Origin of the sequence: Fusibacter sp. 3D3 (assembly GCF_001748365.1) — a bacterium.
Classification (GTDB): domain Bacteria; phylum Bacillota; class Clostridia; order Peptostreptococcales; family Acidaminobacteraceae; genus Fusibacter_A.
In genome coordinates, this window is record NZ_BDHH01000002.1 from 135,062 (window position 1) to 158,196 (window position 23,135).

The 23,135-nt window shown below is 39.9% G+C and carries 24 protein-coding genes; 4 read left to right on the forward strand and 20 right to left on the reverse strand.

The genetic code is table 11. The annotated features are described in order from the left end of the window. Window positions 1–25: 25 nt before the first annotated feature. From F3D3_RS02570 to F3D3_RS02650, 17 genes are all read right to left on the reverse strand, one after another. Entirely contained in the window at window positions 26–736 is a 711-nt protein-coding gene (locus F3D3_RS02570) for a GntR family transcriptional regulator (protein WP_069870936.1), read from the reverse strand. An 82-nt stretch (window positions 737–818) separates the two neighbouring features. Continuing rightward, on the reverse strand, window positions 819–1,106 hold the full coding sequence (locus tag F3D3_RS02575) for a hypothetical protein (RefSeq protein ID WP_069870937.1): 288 nt from the start codon (window positions 1,104–1,106) through the stop codon (window positions 819–821). Further along, entirely contained in the window at window positions 1,087–2,247 is a 1,161-nt protein-coding gene (gene anmK / locus F3D3_RS02580; RefSeq protein WP_069870939.1) for an anhydro-N-acetylmuramic acid kinase AnmK, read from the reverse strand. The genes F3D3_RS02575 and anmK overlap by 20 nt, the downstream gene beginning before the upstream one ends. A 12-nt stretch (window positions 2,248–2,259) precedes the next feature. Further along, the gene (locus tag F3D3_RS02585) at window positions 2,260–3,198 is read right to left on the reverse strand and encodes an N-acetylglucosamine kinase (RefSeq protein WP_069870941.1); all 939 of its coding nucleotides are present in this window, start codon (window positions 3,196–3,198) and stop codon (window positions 2,260–2,262) included. A 51-nt stretch (window positions 3,199–3,249) separates the two neighbouring features. Beyond that, on the reverse strand, window positions 3,250–4,347 hold the full coding sequence (locus F3D3_RS02590) for a DUF871 domain-containing protein (protein ID WP_069870943.1): 1,098 nt from the start codon (window positions 4,345–4,347) through the stop codon (window positions 3,250–3,252). Next, a complete protein-coding gene (locus tag F3D3_RS02595; protein WP_139131999.1) occupies window positions 4,344–4,673 on the reverse strand; it encodes a PTS lactose/cellobiose transporter subunit IIA in 330 nt (109 codons plus the stop codon). The genes F3D3_RS02590 and F3D3_RS02595 overlap by 4 nt, the downstream gene beginning before the upstream one ends. A gap of 85 nt (window positions 4,674–4,758) precedes the next feature. Beyond that, on the reverse strand, window positions 4,759–6,030 hold the full coding sequence (locus tag F3D3_RS02600) for a PTS sugar transporter subunit IIC (protein ID WP_139132000.1): 1,272 nt from the start codon (window positions 6,028–6,030) through the stop codon (window positions 4,759–4,761). A gap of 102 nt (window positions 6,031–6,132) precedes the next feature. Beyond that, window positions 6,133–6,450: a PTS sugar transporter subunit IIB gene (locus F3D3_RS02605; protein ID WP_069870948.1), complete on the reverse strand. Its 318-nt coding sequence runs from the start codon at window positions 6,448–6,450 to the stop codon at window positions 6,133–6,135. 44 nt (window positions 6,451–6,494) lie between these two features. Continuing rightward, a complete protein-coding gene (locus tag F3D3_RS02610; RefSeq protein WP_069870949.1) occupies window positions 6,495–7,292 on the reverse strand; it encodes a PHP domain-containing protein in 798 nt (265 codons plus the stop codon). Between the two features lie 165 nt (window positions 7,293–7,457). Next, window positions 7,458–8,522, reverse strand: a complete 1,065-nt coding sequence (locus F3D3_RS02615) for a serine hydrolase (RefSeq protein WP_084388770.1) — start codon at window positions 8,520–8,522, stop codon at window positions 7,458–7,460. Further along, window positions 8,512–9,525: an oligopeptide/dipeptide ABC transporter ATP-binding protein gene (locus F3D3_RS02620; RefSeq protein WP_069870951.1), complete on the reverse strand. Its 1,014-nt coding sequence runs from the start codon at window positions 9,523–9,525 to the stop codon at window positions 8,512–8,514. The genes F3D3_RS02615 and F3D3_RS02620 overlap by 11 nt, the downstream gene beginning before the upstream one ends. After that, window positions 9,518–10,504, reverse strand: coding sequence for an ABC transporter ATP-binding protein (locus F3D3_RS02625; protein ID WP_069870953.1), 987 nt, complete (start codon window positions 10,502–10,504; stop codon window positions 9,518–9,520). The genes F3D3_RS02620 and F3D3_RS02625 overlap by 8 nt, the downstream gene beginning before the upstream one ends. Window position 10,505: 1 nt before the next feature. Next, window positions 10,506–11,408 (reverse strand): ABC transporter permease, encoded by a 903-nt coding sequence (locus F3D3_RS02630; RefSeq protein WP_084388772.1) that lies wholly within the window; start codon window positions 11,406–11,408, stop codon window positions 10,506–10,508. A gap of 12 nt (window positions 11,409–11,420) precedes the next feature. Beyond that, on the reverse strand, window positions 11,421–12,389 hold the full coding sequence (locus F3D3_RS02635) for an ABC transporter permease (RefSeq protein ID WP_069870955.1): 969 nt from the start codon (window positions 12,387–12,389) through the stop codon (window positions 11,421–11,423). Between the two features lie 142 nt (window positions 12,390–12,531). After that, the gene (locus F3D3_RS02640) at window positions 12,532–14,229 is read right to left on the reverse strand and encodes an ABC transporter substrate-binding protein (RefSeq protein ID WP_069870958.1); all 1,698 of its coding nucleotides are present in this window, start codon (window positions 14,227–14,229) and stop codon (window positions 12,532–12,534) included. 89 nt (window positions 14,230–14,318) lie between these two features. Then, on the reverse strand, window positions 14,319–15,230 hold the full coding sequence (gene murQ, locus F3D3_RS02645) for an N-acetylmuramic acid 6-phosphate etherase (RefSeq protein WP_084388774.1): 912 nt from the start codon (window positions 15,228–15,230) through the stop codon (window positions 14,319–14,321). 232 nt (window positions 15,231–15,462) lie between these two features. Beyond that, window positions 15,463–16,320 (reverse strand): TetR/AcrR family transcriptional regulator, encoded by an 858-nt coding sequence (locus F3D3_RS02650; RefSeq protein ID WP_069870959.1) that lies wholly within the window; start codon window positions 16,318–16,320, stop codon window positions 15,463–15,465. Window positions 16,321–16,355: 35 nt separating this feature from the next. Here F3D3_RS02650 and F3D3_RS02655 point away from each other — a divergent pair, with 35 nt between their 5' ends. Next, complete coding sequence (locus F3D3_RS02655) at window positions 16,356–16,739, forward strand: CoA-transferase (protein ID WP_069870960.1); 384 nt, start codon at window positions 16,356–16,358, stop codon at window positions 16,737–16,739. A gap of 235 nt (window positions 16,740–16,974) precedes the next feature. Here the strand turns inward: F3D3_RS02655 and F3D3_RS02660 are convergent, their stop codons facing one another. Both F3D3_RS02660 and F3D3_RS02665 read right to left on the reverse strand, forming a co-directional pair. Then, window positions 16,975–17,373, reverse strand: coding sequence for a hypothetical protein (locus F3D3_RS02660; RefSeq protein ID WP_069870961.1), 399 nt, complete (start codon window positions 17,371–17,373; stop codon window positions 16,975–16,977). Between the two features lie 14 nt (window positions 17,374–17,387). After that, window positions 17,388–17,675: a hypothetical protein gene (locus F3D3_RS02665; protein WP_069870964.1), complete on the reverse strand. Its 288-nt coding sequence runs from the start codon at window positions 17,673–17,675 to the stop codon at window positions 17,388–17,390. A 363-nt stretch (window positions 17,676–18,038) separates the two neighbouring features. Here F3D3_RS02665 and F3D3_RS02670 point away from each other — a divergent pair, with 363 nt between their 5' ends. From F3D3_RS02670 to F3D3_RS02680, 3 genes are all read left to right on the forward strand, one after another. After that, window positions 18,039–19,457, forward strand: a complete 1,419-nt coding sequence (locus F3D3_RS02670; protein ID WP_069870966.1) for a sigma-54-dependent Fis family transcriptional regulator — start codon at window positions 18,039–18,041, stop codon at window positions 19,455–19,457. 292 nt (window positions 19,458–19,749) lie between these two features. Continuing rightward, entirely contained in the window at window positions 19,750–20,904 is a 1,155-nt protein-coding gene (locus F3D3_RS02675; RefSeq protein WP_069870968.1) for an alanine dehydrogenase, read from the forward strand. A 49-nt stretch (window positions 20,905–20,953) separates the two neighbouring features. Then, on the forward strand, window positions 20,954–22,360 hold the full coding sequence (locus F3D3_RS02680; RefSeq protein WP_069870970.1) for a Na+/H+ antiporter NhaC family protein: 1,407 nt from the start codon (window positions 20,954–20,956) through the stop codon (window positions 22,358–22,360). Window positions 22,361–22,477: 117 nt separating this feature from the next. Here the strand turns inward: F3D3_RS02680 and F3D3_RS02685 are convergent, their stop codons facing one another. Continuing rightward, complete coding sequence (locus F3D3_RS02685; RefSeq protein WP_069870972.1) at window positions 22,478–23,068, reverse strand: DUF3793 family protein; 591 nt, start codon at window positions 23,066–23,068, stop codon at window positions 22,478–22,480. Window positions 23,069–23,135 lie beyond the last annotated feature (67 nt).

The window sequence follows — 23,135 nt, forward strand, 5'->3', positions numbered from 1 at the left end:
ACTTTTTATAACTAAACTTTCCCCCTCATTTCCGAATCGCCCGGTAGCTAAACTTATAGCGATCTCCTCGATAAAACGCCTTCGTGTATTGAAGCGGAACACCATTATCGAGATATGTGGTGGATTTAATCAAAAGCAAAGGATCATTTTCCTTGATTTCAAGATATTCCGCTGTGTTTTCATAAGCCAATACGGCTTCAATGGTCTGATCTGAATACGCTATTTTGAGGCCTCTACTTTCAAGATCCACAAACATTGAACTGGCTAAATCGTCCTTTTTGAGCTCTGGTGTGAAATGATAAGGTCTTAAAACGATCTCATATCCCCAGGCTTCGTCATCTGCATAGCGAATACGCTCAATTTCATAGACGGGCTCGTTCACAGAAATACTCAATTTTTTAGCAATGCGTTCTGTCGCTTTTATCGTCCTCATGGAGAGCACTGCAGAACGCGGTTTCATACCACTGATCTCAATATCCTCCGTAAAACTCGTCAATCCCGATCGCCCTTTGATCATCTTCTGATCTGAAACATAAGTGCCACTGCCTTTTTGTCTATAGAGATACCCCTCACTGACGAGATTATTGATGGCCTGTCTCACAGTCATTCGAGTTACTTTGAACAACTCACAAAGTTTGCGTTCCGGATAGATGGTTTCATTATTTTTAAAAGTACCATTTTTGATATTGATCTTTATATAGTCTTCAATAAGGACATATTTCGGTACGGATGCCATTTTAATCCCCCAATTTCTTTCGCTTTTTATCTAGGGTTAGAGCCCGTTCGCACGAACACTCTAACCTTTATTGATTTTCAGTCTATAAGTAAACGCCTTTACCCCATAAAAAAGCAATCAAAGTGAACACAAGACTTATTTTAACAGTTCTAAAAACGGCTTGTTTTGAGAAGGCTTCTTTTAACTCAACTTTAGAGATGATAAAGCTTACCCAAATACTACATAGAATACCATTTGAGACGACGCTGGTCAAGATCGGATTTAAGGCATACGCCGAAGTCAAAAGAGAAGCGATGGCATTGATCACTGAAAATCCAAGGATCATCAATATAGCACCTTTATAAGAAAATTTAAAGGGTTGTGCTGACATTTAAGCCTCCTTCTGTGACGCTTCCAAGGACTACATAAGCATCCGCGCCAGTGGCGCTTTTCACATTGGCAGGATGTCCATGAAGTCTCTCATTGCCTAAGATGGCAAAGGCCAAAGCCTCCTTTGCAAAAGAGGATGAGCCATGTGCTTCAAGCGTGGTCACTGACGTATCTGGTAATGCTACACTCAAATATTTAAGCAGCGTTTTATTGTAAGCCCCACCACCGCAAACGATTACTTCATCCACATTATAGGGCAAATCTGAGTACGCCATTGCCATAGAATACGCTGTAAAAGCAGTCGCTGTGGCGATCAAATCATCAGGCTCTATTTTCAATATTTTAGATTCTTCTATAATGCGCGCGACAAAATCAGCCCCAAACAGTTCTCTACCGGTGGATTTTGGTCCCTTAATTTTAAAAAACGGCATCGCGAGCCATGCCTCCAATAAACTTTGATTCACCCTGCCATCACCAGCGTGGGCACCTTCTCGGTCATAAGCTTCGCCATAAAAATGCACACAAAGAGCATCGATAATCATATTTCCAGGCCCTGTATCGAATGCCAATAGGTCCTCTAATGAACCCGCCTTTTTTAAAATAGTGGTATTGGCAATCCCGCCAACATTATGTAGCGCTACTGTTTTTTCAGCATTTCTAAAAAGGAGTGCGTCCACATAAGGCACTAACGGCGCCCCTTCACCACCTGCCGCCATATCCATCCCCCTAAAGCCCGAAACCACTTTAGTCTTACATCTATAGGCAATTATACTGGGCTCTCCAAGTTGAAGCGTGGAAGCAAAATAAGGCAGTTCCGCCTTAGGCAAATGATAAAGGGTCTGACCATGAGAGGCTATATAATCCAGTTCACTGGTGTCTATGTGATTTTTTTTACAAATATTTTGAACTGCCGCGGCAAAGACGTGGCCCAGCTCAAAGTTCAAACTGCAAATCGCTTTTATATTAGAAGTTTCAATCGCCATGTTTTCGATAATTTTTGCCTTTAGAGAAGCTTCCAGATCATAGCATTCAAAATCAATGACTTTAAATTTTGTAGTTTCACCACTGCCCTCAATCTCTATTAAAATGGTATCTACACCATCTAAACTGGTGCCACTCATCAGTCCAACTGCAAGTTTCATAGGGTTCACCTCCTAAATGCGCCATATATATTCATTGTAAAGATGTAAGCCACCTTCACAAGCATCTACTTCTGGGCAAATCATATTCAATTCAGCGTCCAACCCGATCAAGGTTTGAATACGGGCTTCAATACGCTTAAAATACAGACTATTATTTTGGACCATCCCGCCAATGAGACTCAATTGGACCTTGTCTGCTTTAAAGACATTTCCACTAACACCAGTCCCTGTAGAATAGACTCTTCTTAATAGGGTCATCACTAAAGTAGAAAATGCCTCAATTTGATTTTCTATTATAGGTGTGAGCGCCTCATCTGCTTCCCACTCAAACACCTTTTTAGACAGTGAAGCCAATTTTGTTTTAGGAGACCTATATACAATTGCTTTGATATCCTCCAAAGTTTCAAGTCCAAAGTACTCAACGATCCTATCCGAAAGTGTATAATCACCCTTATAGGCTCTGTGAATGGCTTCCTTGACAGTTTCCACCGCAAGCACATAGCCAGAACCTTCATCCCCTAGAATATGACCATAGCCCCCTAGTCGTAACCACTCATCCTCTACACGTGTCAAAAGTGCTGATCCAGTCCCCAAGAGACCTAAAACACCATCTCGACCCCTAAATACTGCATAATAACTTAAGGTTAAGTCATCCACAAGGATAATCTGAACTGCCTTTAAAAAAGACCTTATCTGAAGTTGAATCCTATTTTCTAGTAAAGTATGAACACTTGGATGTGCGCTGCCCGCTATGCCCAAAATGACAGCTTCTGGAGGGCTTTCACTTGTCAACTGTTTTAACACCTTGACGATGTGATCCACACTGAGCTCTAAATCCACCATTGGGTTTGAAAAACCTTCAATAGATTCCCTAATCATGCGCCCAGAAAGGTTATAAGAACGCCCCTTTGTCTTACTGCCACCACCATCCACTACAATAATATATGCCATGTTTGATTCTCCTTAAAAAATGTAGAGCGTACCTTCTTTAGGATTAAAGTGTCACGCTCTATTTATAAACACAAACTTCTGCCAGGGTTTGATAAGATCTAGTAAAAAGTGTTCTTCTGCTCTAACATGCCCTACTATACTGGATTTTCCTGAGTTCGGCATATCTGTCAAAGCAATTTGTAACTCGCCTGCATAATGCCCATAGGTGCTGGACTCAATAATGACATCGCCCCGTTTGATCGCCACAGGATTAATCAAATCAAATGAATGTCCTCTATACTTCACTCTGGATTGCGTTGACCGGATCAAATGATCGGATACATCACCTCTGTTGAAATGTAAGGTCTCAAGCACAATTTTGCGTTCAATTTCTGGAAGCGCATCGATTAAATTAACTTCAAAAGAGACCAAATCTCTTCTGAGCTTTCCAATAGACTTGAGTTCAGCTTCTGATGCATAACAATTCGAAATGATCACATCATCTATGAGGCCATTCATGCTGATATAGTGTTTGACTTGGATGTCTATGGGCAGTTCTCGATGACAATCAAGCGTGGGGAGGCCGTCGGTTACTGGCCAAGGTCCAAAACTGCCCTTTACCTGTGATGTAACGAATGCAGCCGTGGTCAGACCGTATTTTTTAAAGTGCTCTGTACACGCCATAAAATGCGATAACTTCAACCCGCTAAAGCGATGGGGATAAAAGTTATGGCATCCGATAAGATTGTCTTTGTTCGGCATATAATTCATGATCGTATCCACATAATGTGTATCATTGCTCATGTTAATTTCGATGAGAAGGCCCTGTTCATTAAAGGTCATAAGCGCCTCTTCACTTCCAGAAAACCCCATATCTAGTCTAATGCCATGCGCACCGATTGCCTTAAAAAACGAGAGATCATTATAACTGATCTCCAAATCTTTAAAGACATTTGGACTGACATCTGCGATGACGAACATGCCTTTTTCAGCCGCATAGGCGTTAATGTTTTTAAATTCGCTTACAATTTTAGCAATCTGTGTTCTATCGACACTCAGCAAGCAGGTGAATATTCGGTCAAATCCGTTTTCAGCGGCGAGGTCAATATAAGCTTTCATTTCATCCAAATTACTTTTTTCAGGGTATATAGAGATGCCGAGTTTTCTCATTTTGAGCCTCCACATTTCTCTTCCATTTTTCTGTAGAGTTTAATAAATTTTTCTGCCATATTGAGTTCTGACATCGCTGTCATGAGATGATCCTGAGCATGCACTAAAATGATGTTAAATTCAATATGGTTTCCCTGTGCCTCAGCATGAATCATTTCCGTTTGAAACTTATGGGCTTCCCCGATGGCTTCATGACCTTCCTTTAAAAGGGCATCTGCTTTTTCAAATTCACTCTTTTCAGCGGCTTCAATCGCCTCATAGGCAAAGCCTCTTGCATTGCCTGCATTCGATATGATCCCGAAGATCACCATTTCATTCATTTCCATTTTTATATTATGAAGATTCTATAGATCAAGGCCCTTACAGGCTCGCTCTATAGAATCTTCTACTCCTTTTGATAGATTAACTTTATTATAGCGTAACTTCTTCTTTTTCAAGTGCCAATTGCTTGTTGTCATAGATTCTAAAGAAAGGATAGTAAATCACCATTGCAATAAAAATACAAATGATGTTGAGTACAATAGCCCGCCAATCTCCACCTGTTGCCACAAAGGCACCAATCGGTCCCGGAAGCGTCCAAGGCGCCAAAATAAAGGGTCTGGCAACGAGCTCAAGTGCCATCGCTGTGTAACTTACGATTGCAAGAACAACCGGCGCCAAAATAAAGGGGATGATCAAAATCGGATTGAGTACAATCGGCGCACCAAAAATTAAAGGTTCGTTGATGTTAAATAGACCTGGTGCAAGTGCTGTTCTGCCTAAAGATTTGCTGTAAACAGATTTAGAAGCAAATGCCATCAACAAGACCAGTCCAATCGTAGAACCTGCCCCACCAATCCAAATAAACCATTGGTAAAAAGGTTCTGGTGCAATATGGGGTAATGCAATGCCCTCCGCAGCTGCTTTGGTATTGGCATCCAGTAGTACTGTCCAAATCGGTCTAGCCACTGAACCCACCACAGATACACCATGGATCCCAGCAGACCAGAATAAAGTGATTAAAATAACAGGAACCAACACGCCAAAAAGAGTATCCGATGTGGTCACAAGCGGTGCCATGACTTTGGCGATAAAGCCATGCCAATCAAAACCAAATATAAAGGTGATCAATGTCATCAACACCACGACAACTGCAGTTGGTGTCAATGCTTCAAATGATCTTGCAACAGATGCGGGCACTTGTTCTGGCATAGTGATTTTGAAATTAGATTTGTAAATGATTCTCATGAGTTCAACGGCTAAAATAGAAGTTATAATTGCGACGAACATACCTGCACCACCCATGTTAGCCATAGGTAGTACCCAACCGATGCCCTCGGCGACTTTTGGAACCATCGTCATTAGAAATGCAACCACTGCCAAATTGGCACCGGATACCCCATCCATATCATAGGATTTCGACAAGCTGTATCCTATTCCCCAAGCTGCATACAGGGACATAATATACATGGTTAAACGATAAGGTAAAAGGATTGTGACAATGTTTTCTGCTGCCCAAAGTGCGATTGCTGTATCGGCAGGTACTGGTGGAAAAGCGATAATTAGAAAAAAAGAACCGACGATGATAATGGGCAATGTCGCCACAATACCATCTCTTACTGCACGTAAATGTCTCTGTTCAGCAAGCTTGGCCATAGGTGTGGAAAACTTTTCGTCTAACCACAGCATGATTTTCTCCATCATTTGGTGTTACCCCCTCTTATGAATTTTTGTTTTGTGCTCTATTGCTTTACTAAACTGCGTTTAGTGAACAATCTACAGCTGTTAAATGGCCTGCTTCGATGATTATTTAACTTTTTCCATAATGTAATCAAAGAGTTTTTTCACCATGGGCTCCATGGGTGCATACATATTGGGCGGAATTTTTTCGACTATTAAGCCTTCAAATTTAGCGCAGGAATCCTTGATCACATCAAACCTGTGTCTAATCTGCGGCGCTACTAAGAGGACATCATAGTGTTCTGTTTCAAGTTGTCTTAAATAGCCTGAGGTTCCAAACGCATTCACCGTCATCTCTACACCATTTTTCTTTGAAACCTCTTCAAGCTTCTTTGCTGTCATTGTGGTGGACATGCCACCTGCACATACGAACATAATTTTCATGATAAATTGCCTCCTATAAATAACATTTTAAACTCTATAAGGCTTCAATTAGAGATCCAAGCCTTGTTGCCGCTTTGATCTGTACAGATCACCATATAGTGCGTGATTGCTTTAGAAAATTTGTACTGTAAATCTGTAATCATTTCATTTTCTTTTTCAAAGCATATCGTTTCGAACTGATCCTTTGAGAACAAGGTCAGTTCAAGCTTTGAAATCGCTGAACACCTAAGCTTCAACTGATTTTCATCAAATGCCAAGCTGTAAATTTCAGGGCCATTTGAAGCGTAAAATCTTTTATTTTTAATAGCTTTTACGACACTATTTTTATCCTTTGCGCCATCTTCAACGACAATATAGCCTTTGAAATATTCACATTCACCTTGTTCATTTTGATAGGCATGTGAATCATCCACTGAAGTGAAAAGCAACGTTTTTCGCATTTGATACAATTGAGCCCTGTAATCAGAGGCATCTTGTTCAGATTTGGCATTATAGACTTCTATCCCATCATAATTTTGAAGTGTCCTCAGCAGTTCAATTGGAATAAACGGCTTTTTAGGATGTGCAATAATAACCAAATTACCACGACTTTTGAGCTCATTTATAAGCGATTGAACTTCATCCAGCTTTGTGTAAAACAGACTTTTATATGAATTGTCATCATGCGCAATGCGATTGGATACCTCAAGTTCTGGATCTTTAAGCGTCAATAAGTGAAAATGAATCCGCTCGCTATAATCCTTGAGGTCTAAATAACAATTGTACTCGCAACCATTGAGTAAAATCAGATCTCTAGGGGTACCCTCTTCGTCAAAGTAGATTCGATGATCTGTTATGGCCAAAAAGGCATACGCTTTTTCTTGATAGCGCTTTTGAATCCCTTCAACAGAATACTCACCATCTGATCGCGTGGTGTGACAATGAATATTGCCTTTGATTTGTTCACAAAAATTTATGACCTCTGTAATAATATCGCCCCCGATCTCTCACAGGTAAGTTCTGCCTGATCAATGGCAATTTTCATATAAAATGGCTTCAAGCCTTTTTCTAAACCCGATGATTTGAATGTTCGCCCTCGTAGGATGGACCCTATTGGACAACAGGATAAAAGCCAATTGTTTTTCAAAATCTATGAGTAAACTGGTCCCCGTATACCCCGTGTGATAGATGACCTCATGGTCTGATACCTGTCGAATTATCCAGCCGATGCTCCTGTACGCATCATCTGCTTGAATCACTTTTCTCTGAATAAGTTCTATGGCCTCTTCCGTTAAAAAGCGTTCCCCATTGAGCTCTCCCCGATTTAAGATCATCTTCGCAAATAGACTCAGGTCCTTCACCGTACTGTAGAGGCCAGCATGCCCTGCAACACCCTTTAGTAAAAAGCTCTTCTCATCATGTACACTGCCTCTGATCAGACCCCGAAATCCGAAAATTTCCGTGGGCGCTATTCGATCGATCTCCTTGTGATTAAAACAAGTATCCTGCATTTTCAAAGGTTCAAAAAAATGCTTTTCAAGGTAGAGCGGCAAAGAACCCGTGAGTTTTTCGATGATAAAGCCTAAGTACATAAATCCAACATCGGAGTAAACGACTTTGGAATCTGGCTCATACTCTAACGTGCAAGACCTAAGGTCTCTCAATAATGGCTCAACCGAAGTCATCACCTCGGTCCCCGTTGTCAATGCGGGATAGCCTGAACTGTGTGTCATCAAATGTCTAATCGTCACAATATCGTTGTCTATATAAGGCAAATATTGACTCACCTTATCCTCTAACTTCAACTGACCTGCTTCAACGAGTTTCAATATCGCCGTAGTCGTTCCGACGACCTTTGTAAGCGAAGCAATGTCGTATACTGTATCCAATCGGTTAGGTTCTACTACAGGGGTGGTCGCTTTGTTTCCAAAGCTCCCGTAGTATTCAACGTCATCGATCACCAAGCAATAGTTGGCCCCTGGAAACACGCCCTCTTGTACACCACTGGTGATGCAGTTATCTATTTCTTTTAACAAAATGGATCGATCTCTCATAATGACCTCTATTTTCTTATAGCAATCTCTATTTTTCATCTACAAATTTTAAAATACGATCTGGATAATGACACGCCACAAACTGATCTTGCTCGAGTTCACGAAGTTCTGGCTCTTCCTCGCCACATCTCGGCTTAAAATTTGGACATCTCGGATGAAATCGACAACCCTTTGGCAAATTCACTGGCGAAGGCGTCTCTCCCTTTAACACAATCTTTTCACGTCTATTGTCAACATCCACATTGGCAAGTACACTTACAAGTGCCTGAGTATAGGGATGTCTACAGCCACCTGATATGATGTCCGCTGGTCCGATCTCCACAATTTTACCAAGGTACATAATGGCAATCCGATCTGAAATAAGCCAAGCCAATGACAAATCATGTGTGATGAATAGATATGAAGTCCCTTTTTGTGCCTTCATTTCATACATGAGTTTCACAATATCTGCACGGATGGACGCATCTAGCATAGAGACCGGTTCATCAGCCACAATAAACTCTGGCGAAACAATAAAGACAGCGGCAATGGCAACACGTTGTCTCTGTCCACCACTGAGTTCATGAGGATATCTATAGATGTAGTCCTCACCTGGTTTTAACCCTGCAAACTCTAAAGCTTGAACCGTTCTCTCTTTGATTTCAGCTTGTGTCAAATGTTTCTCTATAAGCCTTAAGGGTTCTGATACCACATCAATAATCATATATTTTGGATTCAAGGACTGATAGGGGTCTTGAAAAATCATTTGAGCCCTTTTTCGAAAGCCCTTTAACCACGTTTTATCATTAAGCTTATACTCTTCATCATCAAACTTTAACTGTCCCTCATGATGTTGAAGATTGAGCATTGCACGACCGGTCGTCGTCTTACCCGACCCTGATTCGCCAACAAGAGAAACGATTTCACCTTTTTTGATGCTCAGATTCACGCCATCCACTGCTTTAACGATCTTGTCGCCCTTATTCAAAAGGTCATTTATAAAGCTGCCACGAATTTTAAAATAGACCTTTAAATCCTTTGCTTCAACAATGTACTTATTCATTCGCATCACCTCTTAGTAAATGACATGCCGCAAAGTGGCCTTTTTCATATTGAATCAATTTGGGTTCAATGCTTTTGCAAAGTTCTAATGCCTCGCTACATCTCAAATGGAACCGGCACCCTTTCGGTGGATCCAATAAATTAGGAGGTGATCCCGGTATGGACTCTATCATTTTCTTCTCACCATAAATATTGGGAAACGCAGCGATCAATTTCTTGGTATAAGGGTGCAAACTGTTCTTAATCACATCTCTGACACTGCCAATTTCCACAATTTTACCCGCATACATCACCGCGATTCGATCACAAGTTTCAGAAATAATGGACAAATCATGTGTAATGATAATCATGCTCATATTGAGTTTGATCCTTAAACTGTTGATCAGATCAATAATTTGGGCTTGAACCATCACATCAAGTGCCGTGGTCGGTTCATCTGCTATGAGTATCTTCGGATCGCAGGCCAGTGCCATGGCGATCATCACGCGTTGGCGCATGCCACCAGAAAATTCATGTGGATAATTGTCTATACGCGTGGCATCCAGCCCAACTAATTTAAAGAGTTCTTTAATCTTTGTTTTCACATCATTCTGACTGATGTCTGGATTGTGAAGCGTAATCGCCTCAGCAATCTGAAAACTGATTTTCTTAACAGGATTTAGGGCATTCATAGCGCCTTGAAATACCATTGAGATATCGTTCCATCTGTAAAGCTGCCATTCTTCCTCAGTAATCGGTGCAAGGTTTTTACCCCCATAGTGAATTTCACCTGAATGAATGTAGCCGTTGTCTGGTAGCATGCCCATGGTTGAAAGTGCCGTGGTGGTTTTCCCACAGCCAGACTCACCCACTAGACCTAAAGATTCGCCCTCGTAGAGATCAAAATCTACATTTTCAACTGCTTTTACGGTCCCTAAACTGATATCAAAAAAGATGCTTAAATCTTTAACTTCAAGAATTTTTCTACCTGACTCATTCATATTATCTACCTCTTAACTTTGGATTAAGAATTTCATCAAAAGAGTACCCTACAAAAGTGAAACTGAGTACTAATAAAATGATAGCAACCCCTGCCGGTACAAAATACCACCATGCGCCTATACTCACTGCACCATTTACAAATGCGCCATTGAGGACTTGTCCCCAGCTCACCGAAAGCGGATCGCCAAGACCTAAAAAGCTCAATGAGGCTTCTGCCAATATGGCTGATGCTGTGGCCAAAATGGTATTGGCAAAAATCACTGGAAACACATTTGGCAAAATGTGCTTGTACATGATATAAAAGCTACCTGCCCCAATCGATTTCGCACGCTCAATATAGGGCCTTTCTCTTATGGATAGTGCTTGCGAACGCACAAGTCTAGCCGTTCCAGTCCATCCTGTAAACCCGATGACCAAAATAATGTTTCTGATATTAGTGCCTAAAAGTGCAGAGAGTACCATAATCAGTGGCAATTTAGGCAAAACCATCATACCATCTGTAAATCTCATGAGCAGACTGTCCAGTCTCCCCCCTATAAAACCTGCAATCAGACCGATGATGGTTCCAATACTGATCGAGATAAAAGCTGCTGAAAATCCCACAATTAAAGAGGTCTTCGTACCATGAATAATAGCGCCAAAGAGGTCTCTCCCCAGATGATCTGTCCCAAATATAAACGCTGCAGATGGCGGTGCCATCATAGGTCCTTTTCCAACGTCTATAGTTGAATACGGGTAGACTTTAGGCCCAACAAAAGCAATGACGAAGAACAATACAACCATTATAAATCCAATGGTGCCAATCCGGTTTCCAAAAAAGGATTTTGCGAATCTTTTGAAATTTCTCATTCTCACTTCAAATTTATCTCTTTTAATCTGCTTTTTATGATTTAATTTTTCCACTGCGCCACCCCCCTATTCATATCTTATACGCGGATCAATGTACATGTAGATGATATCTGCAATAAAGTTCGCCGCAACTACCGCAAAGCTTGTGATTAGAAAAGATCCCTGTAGTAGTGGATAATCCCTAGTGGTGAGCGCTTTTAAAAGCAAGGTCCCAACGCCTGGCCACGTGAATACGGTTTCCGTTTGTATGGCACCTGCCACAATAAAGCCTATCGAAGTGGCGATTACGGTGACCATCGGTAACATCGCATTGGGCAGTGCATGTTTTCTGATGATGTATTTACGACTAAACCCTTTCGCTCTCGCAGTGTTGATATAGTCTTCTGTAAAAACATCTAATAGTGAACTTCTCATAATCATGACGTAGCTTCCAAAAATAGCCAGTCCCAGTGTCACCGTTGGAATGATCAAATGGTGTGCTACATCTTTGATATAGGTGAAAGTACTGACGTTTCTAAGGCCTGGTGTCATCATCCCAAATAAAGGTACCCAGCCGAGCTTCACGCCAAAGATGACGAGTAAAACCATCCCGAACCAGAATGCAGGAATCGCATAGATTAAAAGTGCTATGCCCAGCAAACCCACATCAATTTTCTTGCCTCGATGTGCAGCGGCCACTGTCCCAAAGAGGATTCCGAAGGCAATCGCTAAAGTTTGAGCACAAAGCGCCAACAAGAGCGTGTTTGGCAATCGATTCCCTATGACCTCCATAACGGGCTTCTTGAATGAAAAGGAAGTGCCAAAATCTCCCATTAGTGCATTTTTTATATAGACAAAATACTGCTGATAGATTGGCAAATTTAAGCCATAACTGGCCTTAATCTGTGCAGCCACTTCTGGATCGATACCACTTTTTACGAACATAGAGGTGGGATCTCCAGGCATTACTCTAAAGAGAATAAAGCTAATGGTTAACACGATTAAAATCGTAATAATACTCTGAAATATTTTTTTTGCAAAATACCTTGAATTCATTGATTACCCCCATCATATCGCATACTTATCGTGAGGAAACACTGTTATATTCACCCTTTTATTCAAATGAAAGAGTGCCCTAAAGCAGAACACTCTTTCCATTTGAATTAAAGATCCACTGACCTACAATTAGGTCAAAATATTACTTCGCTACAGGTTTGATATTGATATAAGTCTCATTGTTAAAGATTGTGCCATCTCCTGCAAATTGAATAAAGCCTTCATATTTGTCTTTTCTAAAAGCATCATAAGCGCCTTGGTAGTAAAGTGGAATATAAGGTGCATCCTCTAGGATAATTTCTTGTGCTTTATGAACGGTTTTTAGTCTCTCATCCACATTGACTTGTGTGATTTGTAAATCCACTAGTGCATCGTACTCTGGGTTTGAATACATGACTTCTTGACGACCCCCGATTTGATCGGTGGTAAGCACCGTTAAAATGAAGCCTGGATCATAACCCGGTGTCCAGCCCCAAATGTACAGGTCATAATCACAGAATGAATCAGACTCTAAATCCATTAAATCTCCAAGTGCAGAACCATCCATAGATTGAAGTTCTAAACCAATGCCGACTTCTTCTAACCATTTTACGATATAAAGTGCACTATCTCTGTAATGCCAAGCATAGCCATCTGTTAAAAGTGCTAATCTGAAGACTAAAGTGTCTCCTGCCGCATTTTTTCTAACTTTTACATCTCTACCGCTGATTTGAACGGTTTCAAAATCTGTAAATCCAGCTTTTTCAAGCAAGGCAATCGCTTTTTCAGGGCTGTACTCGTGCTCTCCCTCTAGATGCCATTTACCTGCTGAAGTCGGCACGATTGTTGTGCCTGCATAACCAACACCTTTTAAAACATCGTCTATCAGTTTTTGCTTGTCTAGTGCTAGGTTGATCGCTTGTCTTACTTCTTTGATTTTAAGCGATTTGTTGACTGTTGATCTCGGATCATCCGAACTGTTAACACCGATTTCCGTTAATTTAGGTTGCAAGTTCTTAATCACTTCAACATTGGCATCAGTTGCAAGTTCCTCTGCTTGAGTCCCACTTGGTGAAAACATGTCTATTGAACCCGCTTTAAACGCTTGATACATCGTATCTGAGTTTTCAAACAAGATGAAGAGTAAGCCATCCACATTGGGTTTTGTGCCATAGTAGTCTTCATTTCTTTCAAATTCAAGTTCCGTGTTTTGCGCATTGAATTCTCCAACGAGTTTCCAAGGCGATGTGCCGATCGGATTTGAATTTGTAAATTCAATCAGTTCTGCCACAGACATCTTACCAAAGATGTGCTCTGGTACAATATAGATCACTTGAAGTGGTGTATCGAGGAAATTGGCCACTGGTGTTTTCGTTGTGAACAGTACTTCATAATCGCCTTTTTTTTCGATTTTCTCAATGGATTTAACGTCGGATTTTCTACTAAACCCAGCATTTTCGTTCTCCAAGTTGTCTAAAATCGCACTATAAGTGAACATGACGTCATCTGCATCGAAGGTTTCACCATCATGCCATTTGACGCCTTCTTTCAATTTAATCGTCCATCCAAGTCCGTCATCAGAAACACTCCAGCTGTCCGCAAGTACGCCCTTGAATTCAAGCGTCGCTGCATCCTGTTGAACCAAGGATTCATACATGCGCAGTGCATTGTGATCTGCTTGCATGGTTTGCGTAAAAGGATTCGTATTCGTTGGAAAAGCTGTAATCCCCAAGTTGACAATGTGCTTTTCTGCTGGCGTCTCAGCCGCTGGTGTTGATCCACCATCCGTGTTAGAAGTCCCACAAGCTGTAAGACTCAACATGAGTATCAGTATCAACAATAAACTAAAGATCTTTTTCATTTTTTTGTCCCCCATTCTTTTATTATATAAAAATGACTCTATGTCACTTTTTACCCAAAAGATTTAACAAAATACCGATCTCTCTCTTTTTATATTTTAATGGATTCCTCAATGGCTTTGTATAAAATGCCCTCTGTGCCCTTGAGCTTTACAATTGCCTCTTCATATGAGCATTGACTCTCTATCATGACGATAGCTGTTTTAACGTGTTTACCCGATTTCTCAAGATATTCCGTGGCCATGTTATAATCAACACCTGTGGCTTTCATGATAATCCCTTTGCCACGTTCGACAAGTTTTAAGTTTGTCATCTGCAGATCCACCATAAGATTTTTATACATTTTGCCCATGCCGACCATAACACCAGTGGAGATCATATTGAGGACCATCTTTTGTGCAGAACCCGCTTTTAATCGAGTCGAACCTGTAAGTACTTCTGGACCAACGACCACTTCAATTGGAATTAAGGCATGTTTTCCAATTTCAGAGTTTTTATTACAGCTCACAGCACCCGTCTTACACCCTATACGACTCGCAAATTTGATGCCATTGATCACATAAGGGGTTCTTCCGCTGGCTGCAAGCCCTATGACAACATCCTCAGCGTTTAGGCCTATCGCCTCTAGGTCTTCAATTGCAAGTGTTTCATCGTCCTCTGCACCTTCGACCGCTATCTTGAAAGCTTTTTCGCCGCCTGCGATTATGCCCACGACTAAAGACGAATCTGTCCCGAAAGTCGGAGGACATTCAACGGCATCTAGGATTCCTAGCCGACCACTTGTGCCTGCGCCTATGTAGATCAATCTGCCACCTTTTTTCATTTGCAAGGTAACAATTTCAATCATTTTACTAATCTGTTCTAATTCTGCTTCAACAGCGAATGCGACTTTTTTGTCTTCTTCATTCATCAGTTTTACGAACTCGTGAGTTGACATACGATCTAACCGATTACTTTTGTCATTTACTTTTTCTGTTGTGAGCGTCTCTAATTCTTTAAACAAATGATCACCTCTTCAATACCTTATAAAAAAACTATAGCACTGATTTGTATACTTGTCTATACCAATTTGAATCGATTTTTGTATCCCTCTTTACTTACCCAGAGTGTTAAAAAAAAGATGTATCGCAAATCTCGTTTGATTTACTCTACACCTTTTACTTTAAACACTATTCTCATCCGCTTCTTCAAATAGGCAGCAATTTGACGCCATTGCATATTTCAGATTGAACTCATTAAAAATATGATTTTGAAATCATTTTTTTTATTTTTCCAAGTTTATGCTGACGAGATACTACTCCCATAAGATTGCAGGCCTTCAGATTACTTATATGATAATCATTTGAGATTTCAACGCCCTCCTGTGGTAATAACAATAGGGAAAGATCCATTTCCTTCATATAGTTTGGGCTAATCAAAGAAAGCTTATCGGTCTCAAAATAATGGATCGGTATACTCGGATTTAACTCACAGAACTCAGCGATAATTTTACCAAAACAGGTATTCCCTAAAAATGGAGATACCGCTATTTTGATCGGATTCTCTACATGGGTTCGAGTCATTTTAATTTTTTTTCGAATGTTACGGAAGCTATCAATGATCTCTGTGGCATCCGCAAACCGTCTAACAACTTCATCTAAAATATCCTCTCCGATCTCCATCTTATGATAATTCAAAAAACTTAGACTTCTCATCATCCCAGCTACCACCTCGGTTCTGATGGGACAGATTAAGTGATTCTCCGAAATCCAGCTGTCAATAATACGACTGAGTCTTTCACTGCTTAGACGTTTAAATTCTCTTAATCTATCATGGCCTGCCTGATCAAAAATAGAAGATACCGTTGATGGGTCATAGGCTTTTGACAAAATCGGATGTTCTAGCAAGTGTCGTCTGTTCTCGAAAATATATTCTAGTAATAAATCAGATAATGCGCCTCTATTATATAAAAAAACTTTCCCAACACAGACTTCTTTTGTAATATCTTCAATCGTTGTTTTCCCGACACCAAATTTAGTGAATAAAAACATCCCTGCATCCAAAATCTTATCTTGAATATTCTTTTTTTCTTCTGGTGTAAAGTGTCTTGGCACCTACCATCATCCCCCTAAAAATTGATTTATAACCATTGGTTATAAACTATGAATTATTGATATTTCACAATATTAATGTAGCGATCAACCGGACAGCACTTGAATTGCAAAATGGCGAAGTCGTAAACATAGGTTTGGGAATACCTGTAGTCGTTGCCAATTATATTGCTCCAGAAAAAAAGATTATTTTTCAAACCGAAAATGGTGCATTAATGTTCGGTCCTACACCTGAATTCGGCAAAGAAGACTCTGATTTTGCAAATGCAGCATCTCAACCGATTACATTACTGCCTGATTCGAGTATATTTGACATTGCGATAAGCATGGCAATTCCAAGATACTGCGCTCATGTACGCTCCCGCTCACTGGAAAAAACGTCGTTGACACCATCATCACAGATCAGGCCGTTTTTCGTGTGACCGAACACGGATTGATGCTTGAGGAGATCGTGTCCGACATGACTATTGAGGCTCTAAAAACAATTACACATGCAAATTTTAGAAAGCCGATATGTTTCAAGTCTTGAAGAAGGAAAGATCACGCTAAAGCTCTTTGGAACCACTGGCAAAACTAGCGGTTTTCTTTTTACAAAAAAGCTTGCTTCTCTATATTAGAGATGCAAGCCTTCTCGTTTATTCATTTATTGTGACTATACTAATTGTCATACACAATAGCTTCAATATAAATTACTTCTGATATTTCAGGTCTGAAAAAATGTTGAAGTACTCTTTTGGATTTAAAATGTATATCAATACGACAATGGTCTAATACACTCCCATCCTCGTCGGCATATAAATAAAGATCCACTATTGATATCCAAATCCCATCTTCAAACCAACTGCTCACAAGTGGTGTTGCATAACCTTCATCTTTAAGATCCTTCATCATTTGAGAAAATTTCATAATTTCAGGATTACTTCCCTCATAACCGCTTTCATATATTTGCGCAACTACACTATGTGGTGTTTTAGCCCACACCTGATATCCTAAGTAGATGACTAGTGTGAGTATAGCAAAGATAATAATCATATTTTTTGTTTTTTTTCTGCACATTTCAAACCTCTTTTTCAAACGGGTTTAATCTTTATATTTTGGCTCAATGCCTCTCCATACTTCTCAACTTTAGTAGTACTAAAAATATAATATTGACCCCATGTAGCGTCTTCCGGACTTATTCTGTTTAGAGAATAAGTTTGTACATGACTCTCTCCACCGTACGCTTCCGCTGCTGTGATTTCTCCTTTAACTATCTTTGACTTAATTAAATAATCATCGTCACCAGTTGAATTTGTTGCAAAACTAAATTGAGACATTAATAAAAACACGATAATAACTAAACTAATACTTTTTTTCATTTTTAAATCTCCTTTTTCATTTTTCTGCAATTATGTAATTGTAAGCCAATCCCTATTATATTATATTTTTTGTAATTTGTAAACCCTTCCTATATTGTTAAGTTTTTAAGTGTTTTTTGTAACTTGGGTCTTTTGAAACTTGTAAATTTGAATCCCGCTTAAAAGCTTGAAAAAACAGCTGAAGAGTTAGCAGACATTTATAGATTCTGCCTGTTCACTCTTTTTCTACTTTTTCTTGTTTACACAAAATAGGTGTGCATGGTATTAAATTCACCAAACTCAGACCACAATTTTTTCAACGACATGATATAATATTAGAATTAAAGTGTTGATATAATATGATGATTGCTAGGGGGATAGATTATGTCACCAAAATCAAACGATTTTTTACAAGAAATTGAATACATCGATGGGGTTACTATTATCGACAATACAGGTAAAATTCAATACTCTATAAAATTCAATCCCAATTTTTATCCCGAGATGATTGAAAAAAATATTATCGGAAAAAAGCTCGATGAAGTCTTTACCAACATTAATCAAAAAACAAGTACGCTCTATTCTGCCATCAATCAAAAGAAAATTATACAGAAGAAGACTCAAAAGGTTACCGACATCACAGGTTGTACCATCGAAACCATGAACGTTTCAATTCCCATCAAAGCCAATGGCGAAATCATCGGTGCCATTGAACTTTCAAAAGATATCACCTCACAAGGCGAACGCGAAAAATATATTTTTGAAATTGATAAGGCTATTTTTCAACATAAATTTTTACCTGAATACCGCCTCGGCTCAGATCAAGCGCGCTATACTTTGGATGATATAATTTCTAACGACTCTAAAATAGAGGATATCAAAAGTCAAATCAGGCATTTATCCGACAATAAAGCGCCTGTTTTTATCTATGGCGAAACGGGCACTGGTAAAGAACTGTTTGCTCATGCAGTTCACAATGCAAGCGAGCGTAAAGCAGGCCCTTTTATTGCACAGAACTGCGCTGCTATTCCAGAAAATTTACTTGAAAGCATCTTGTTTGGTGCAACCAAGGGCAGTTACACAGGGGCCATTGATGCGCCTGGTCTCTTTGAGCTCGCAGACGGCGGTTCCTTATTTTTAGATGAAATCAACTCCATGCCCATTGGGCTTCAAGCCAAAATGCTCCGCGTCTTAGAAGAGGGCTATGTGCGTCGGCTCGGTGGTAAAAAAGAGAAAAAAATAGATGTGAGAATTATCAGCGCTTCCAATGAAGAACCTTTAAAGTGTATTCAGTCCAATAAGTTACGTCAAGATATTTATTACAGACTCTGTGTCCTCTATTTTGCCATTCCACCTCTACGCCATAGAATAGGAGATATTAAGGCCTTAATGGACTTCTTCATCACCCGATATAATCAACAGCTCGATCGAAACATCACTAAAGTCTCTAAAAGTGTCTATCATTTTTTTGCGCGCTATGATTGGCCAGGTAACATCAGAGAACTGGACCATTTTCTTCAATATGGCATATCCAATACGCATAAATATGAAGAAACTTTAGAGTATCATCATATCAAGCAACGCGTCATGGACATAAAAGCCATCGAACAAGAGCACATCATCAGCCACGGGATCGAATTACAACCTATAAAAGATGCGGTTGAAGCCTTAGAACGCCAGTTGATCCAAAAATCGATTCAAGAGACTGGCGGCAATGTCTCGAGAGCATCCCGAATTTTACAAATGCCACGGCAAACCTTACAAAGAAAAATAAATTTTTATGACGCCCAAAACTCAAAATAAAATGTTTTTTCGCCTAACTGCCCAAAACATAACAAAAGTGCCCGAAATATAACATTCAAATCAAAATGTAATATTTCGGGCATCTTTTTTGTCGCATTAATGGCAGAATTGACATATCTGTAACAAAAATAATTTGAGAAGAAACCATTTCAAGGCTTTATTTTGGCTTTTTTCATCACATTTCACCTTAAAAATTGGCACGATAATTGCCATTATATCTAAGTGTCAATCCTTTATTGACTAAAGCATTTCAAGATATAGAGCAGATTATCAGATGAAAGGATGAAATTTTATGAAAATAGGCATTTTAAAAGAAATTAAAGAGGGAGAGTCTAGGGTGATCCTAACCCCAGTAGAAGTGAAAGAATTGATCCACAATGGTCACGAGGTCTTTGTACAGAAAGCAGCGGGTGCCCTAGCCGGATTTGAAGATGAAGCCTACGCAGGGGCAGGTGCCACTGTTTTAGAGTCAAAATCCGAGCTCTTTAGCAAAGCTGAGTTCATCACTAAGGTAAAGGAAATTGAGCCTTCTGAATATGAACTGCTCAGAGAAAATCAAATCCTCTTTACGTGTATTCACCCAGCTGCTAACGCCGAAGAAGTTCAAGCCCTATTGGACAAAAAAGTGATCGCTTTCACCGCTGAGGACACACACAAATACGGATCTCCTAATTGTGAAGCGGCCGGAAAACTTGGGGCGATTATGGGCACTTATCACTTACTCAGCATCAATGGGGGTAGCGGACAATCCATCTTTGGCATTGGCGGTGCACCTGCTGCAAAAGTACTCGTCCTCGGTGCGGGTATTGTTGGCAAAGGTGCTGTGGATATTCTGGCAGCCTTAGGTGGACAAGTCTATTTAATGGACATTAATGTGGGCATCCTCAGAGATGCACAGTATCAATTTTCAAAAAATGTCACCACCATGATCTCTAATCGTTCTAATATCCAAAGTATTTTAGGTGAGATTGATTTAGTTGTGAATTGTGTTAAATGGCCTAAGCACAGAAAAGATCACTTGATTTTTAACGAAGATTTAAAGTTAATGAAAAAGGGCTCTGTGATCGTCGATGTGAGTGCGGATGTTGGCGGTGCAGTGGAATCCTATAGACCGACGACACATTTAGAACCCACTTATGTCGTTAATGGCGTCTTACACTATGGGGTTGATAACATACCAGGCGCCGCACCGCATACCGTTTCGAAGGCTTATGCGGCTTCTATTTTCCCACACATTCTTTCTATTGCCAACAATGGCATCACAGAAGCTTGTGTGAGAGATGGTTATCTCAGAAGAAGCATGTGTGTTTATAAGGGGGCATTGACACATGCTGAGACAAGCGTCATTCAAAAGAGACCTTTTGTCTCTCCAGAGGCTATGCTTGGCATACTGGAGAGAAAGGATTTAGATCTTGTACCAAGTGCAACTACAACAAATATTGGCTAGACGACAAATTAAAATTTTGAAATTCACGATTTAAAAGGGAGGCGTTATTATGGAAGGCATGACACATATGGGGTTTATTTCTGTGGTACCCGCAGTAATTGCAATTGCTTTAGCATTTAAAACAAGAAACACTATTTTTTCATTATTTGTCGCCATTTTTATTGGGGTTCTGCTCACCGGGGAAGGCTTAATGGCTTTTCCCGCATTAATCAAGACATCACTTGGAACGACGAGTTTTTCATGGATTTTTTTACTTGAAATATTCATTGGGATACTCATTGCTTTTTTCCAGAGAACAGGTGCTATACAGGGTTTTACGGATGTCATGAAGCAGAAAAAGTTATCTCGCAAAAAAATTCAGCTCACAGCATGGGTCATGGGGATGTTCGTATTTTTCAGCGATTACTTCAGTCCTTTATTTGTGGGGTCAACCATGAGAAGTTTATCAGATGATGCTAAAATTTCACGTGAAAAACTCGCTTATATAGCCGATTCAACATCTGCACCTGTAAGTGTTCTCGTTCCAATCACGGGCTGGGCTGTTTTTATATCGGGTTTACTCGTGGGAATTGGACCCGTTGAAACCGCTGAACAAGGTATGCTCATTTTTACGAAATCCGTCATCTTTAATTTTTATGCGATCATAGCAGTTGCATTAGTAGGTCTCTTTGCAGCGGGTATTATCCCCGAATTTGGTCCTATGAAAAAGGCAGAAGAACGTGCACTTAAAGAAGGGAAAGTATTACGTGATGGTGCCGAACCCCTTGTTGGTGAAGAATTAACCGATACACCTCCCTATCCTGGCGTGAAAACACATATATTCTTCGATTTTCTTTTCCCTGTTCTCATTGTCATCTGTATCGCAGTGGGGACCTATATCACCCTTAAATCTGCGAAAACAATGGAAGCCTTTTTAACGGCCTCTGTTATCCTAGGCATTATCATGCGCATTCAAGGCATTCCCTTTAAAGATATCATGGATACTGCAATGAAAGGCATGAAAGGCATCATGCCCGCCATTATCATATTGGCACTTGCGTATTCTATCAATGGTTTAAGCAAGCAAATGGGCACTGCAAATTATATTATTTCCATCACAGAAACATGGTTAACGCCAAATTTATTACCTTTCGTGACCTTTTTAATCGCAGCGACCATTTCATTTTCCACAGGGACTTCGTGGGGAACCTTCGCCATTGTTATGCCCATCGCAGCACCACTTGCATTTAATTTTTCAGGCAATGAAGTCACCTTCTTGGTTTTAGCAACAGTATCTGCAGTTGCTGGTGGTGGCGTCTTTGGAGATCACTGTTCACCCCTTTCAGATACCACGATTCTGGCCTCCACAGGTGCAGCTGCCGACCACATAGACCATGTGAAGACGCAGATTCCTTACGCACTCACCGCAGCCGGTTTAGCTTCTGTTTTGTATCTGATTATCGGATTTGTCTTATAATTTACGCCACCTTCTATCGATTATTTAAAAAACCTCAGAGTCAATGACTTTGAGGTTTTTTGAACAATAACCCGTTAGAGTGTCAAAAGTCCAAAGTTGAGCAACCCTCTACCGTAATTATGAACTTCGAACAAGTAAATATTTATTCAATTCAAACAGATTGACACCCGCTTCTAAAGCCAACACAACCTCTTTTTTAGCATTGTCATATTTTTCAAAGGTTACTTTAGCAGCATCTACCTCTGAATACACCTTCCAATACCCACAATGTAAGCATTCTGATTTAGGTTCTATAAACGCTTGTACATCCGACAGTGGGTATCCTAAAAAGATACCGATTTCATGTGGACATTGATATTTAAACCGCTCTGATAATTGGCTCAACCACCCCTCTAAAGAAATAGACTCTAAATAACCTATAGATTTTAGAAATTGTTTATGTGATTCTAAACTCAATATTTGATCTAACCATTTCAGATTGTAAAGAAGTAATACCAGATGATCTTCGCTTTTTTTTAACTCAAATACTTTGACCCCGAAAACCTTTTCAATCAATGGCTGTTGATTTTCAAACTTTTTTATAAGATCTGACTTCTCCTTTACGCAAAACAAGGAGGCTGGTTTAGCACCCAAAATGGTTGGCGCACAATTTATGGCAATTTGCCATAAAATCTGTTCAATTTCACTGTTTTTATTTTCCATATACATTCTTATCCTCTATTTTTTAGAGCATTTCATGCGGCTGTTCAAACCGCTCTTATCAAAGCGTATACTC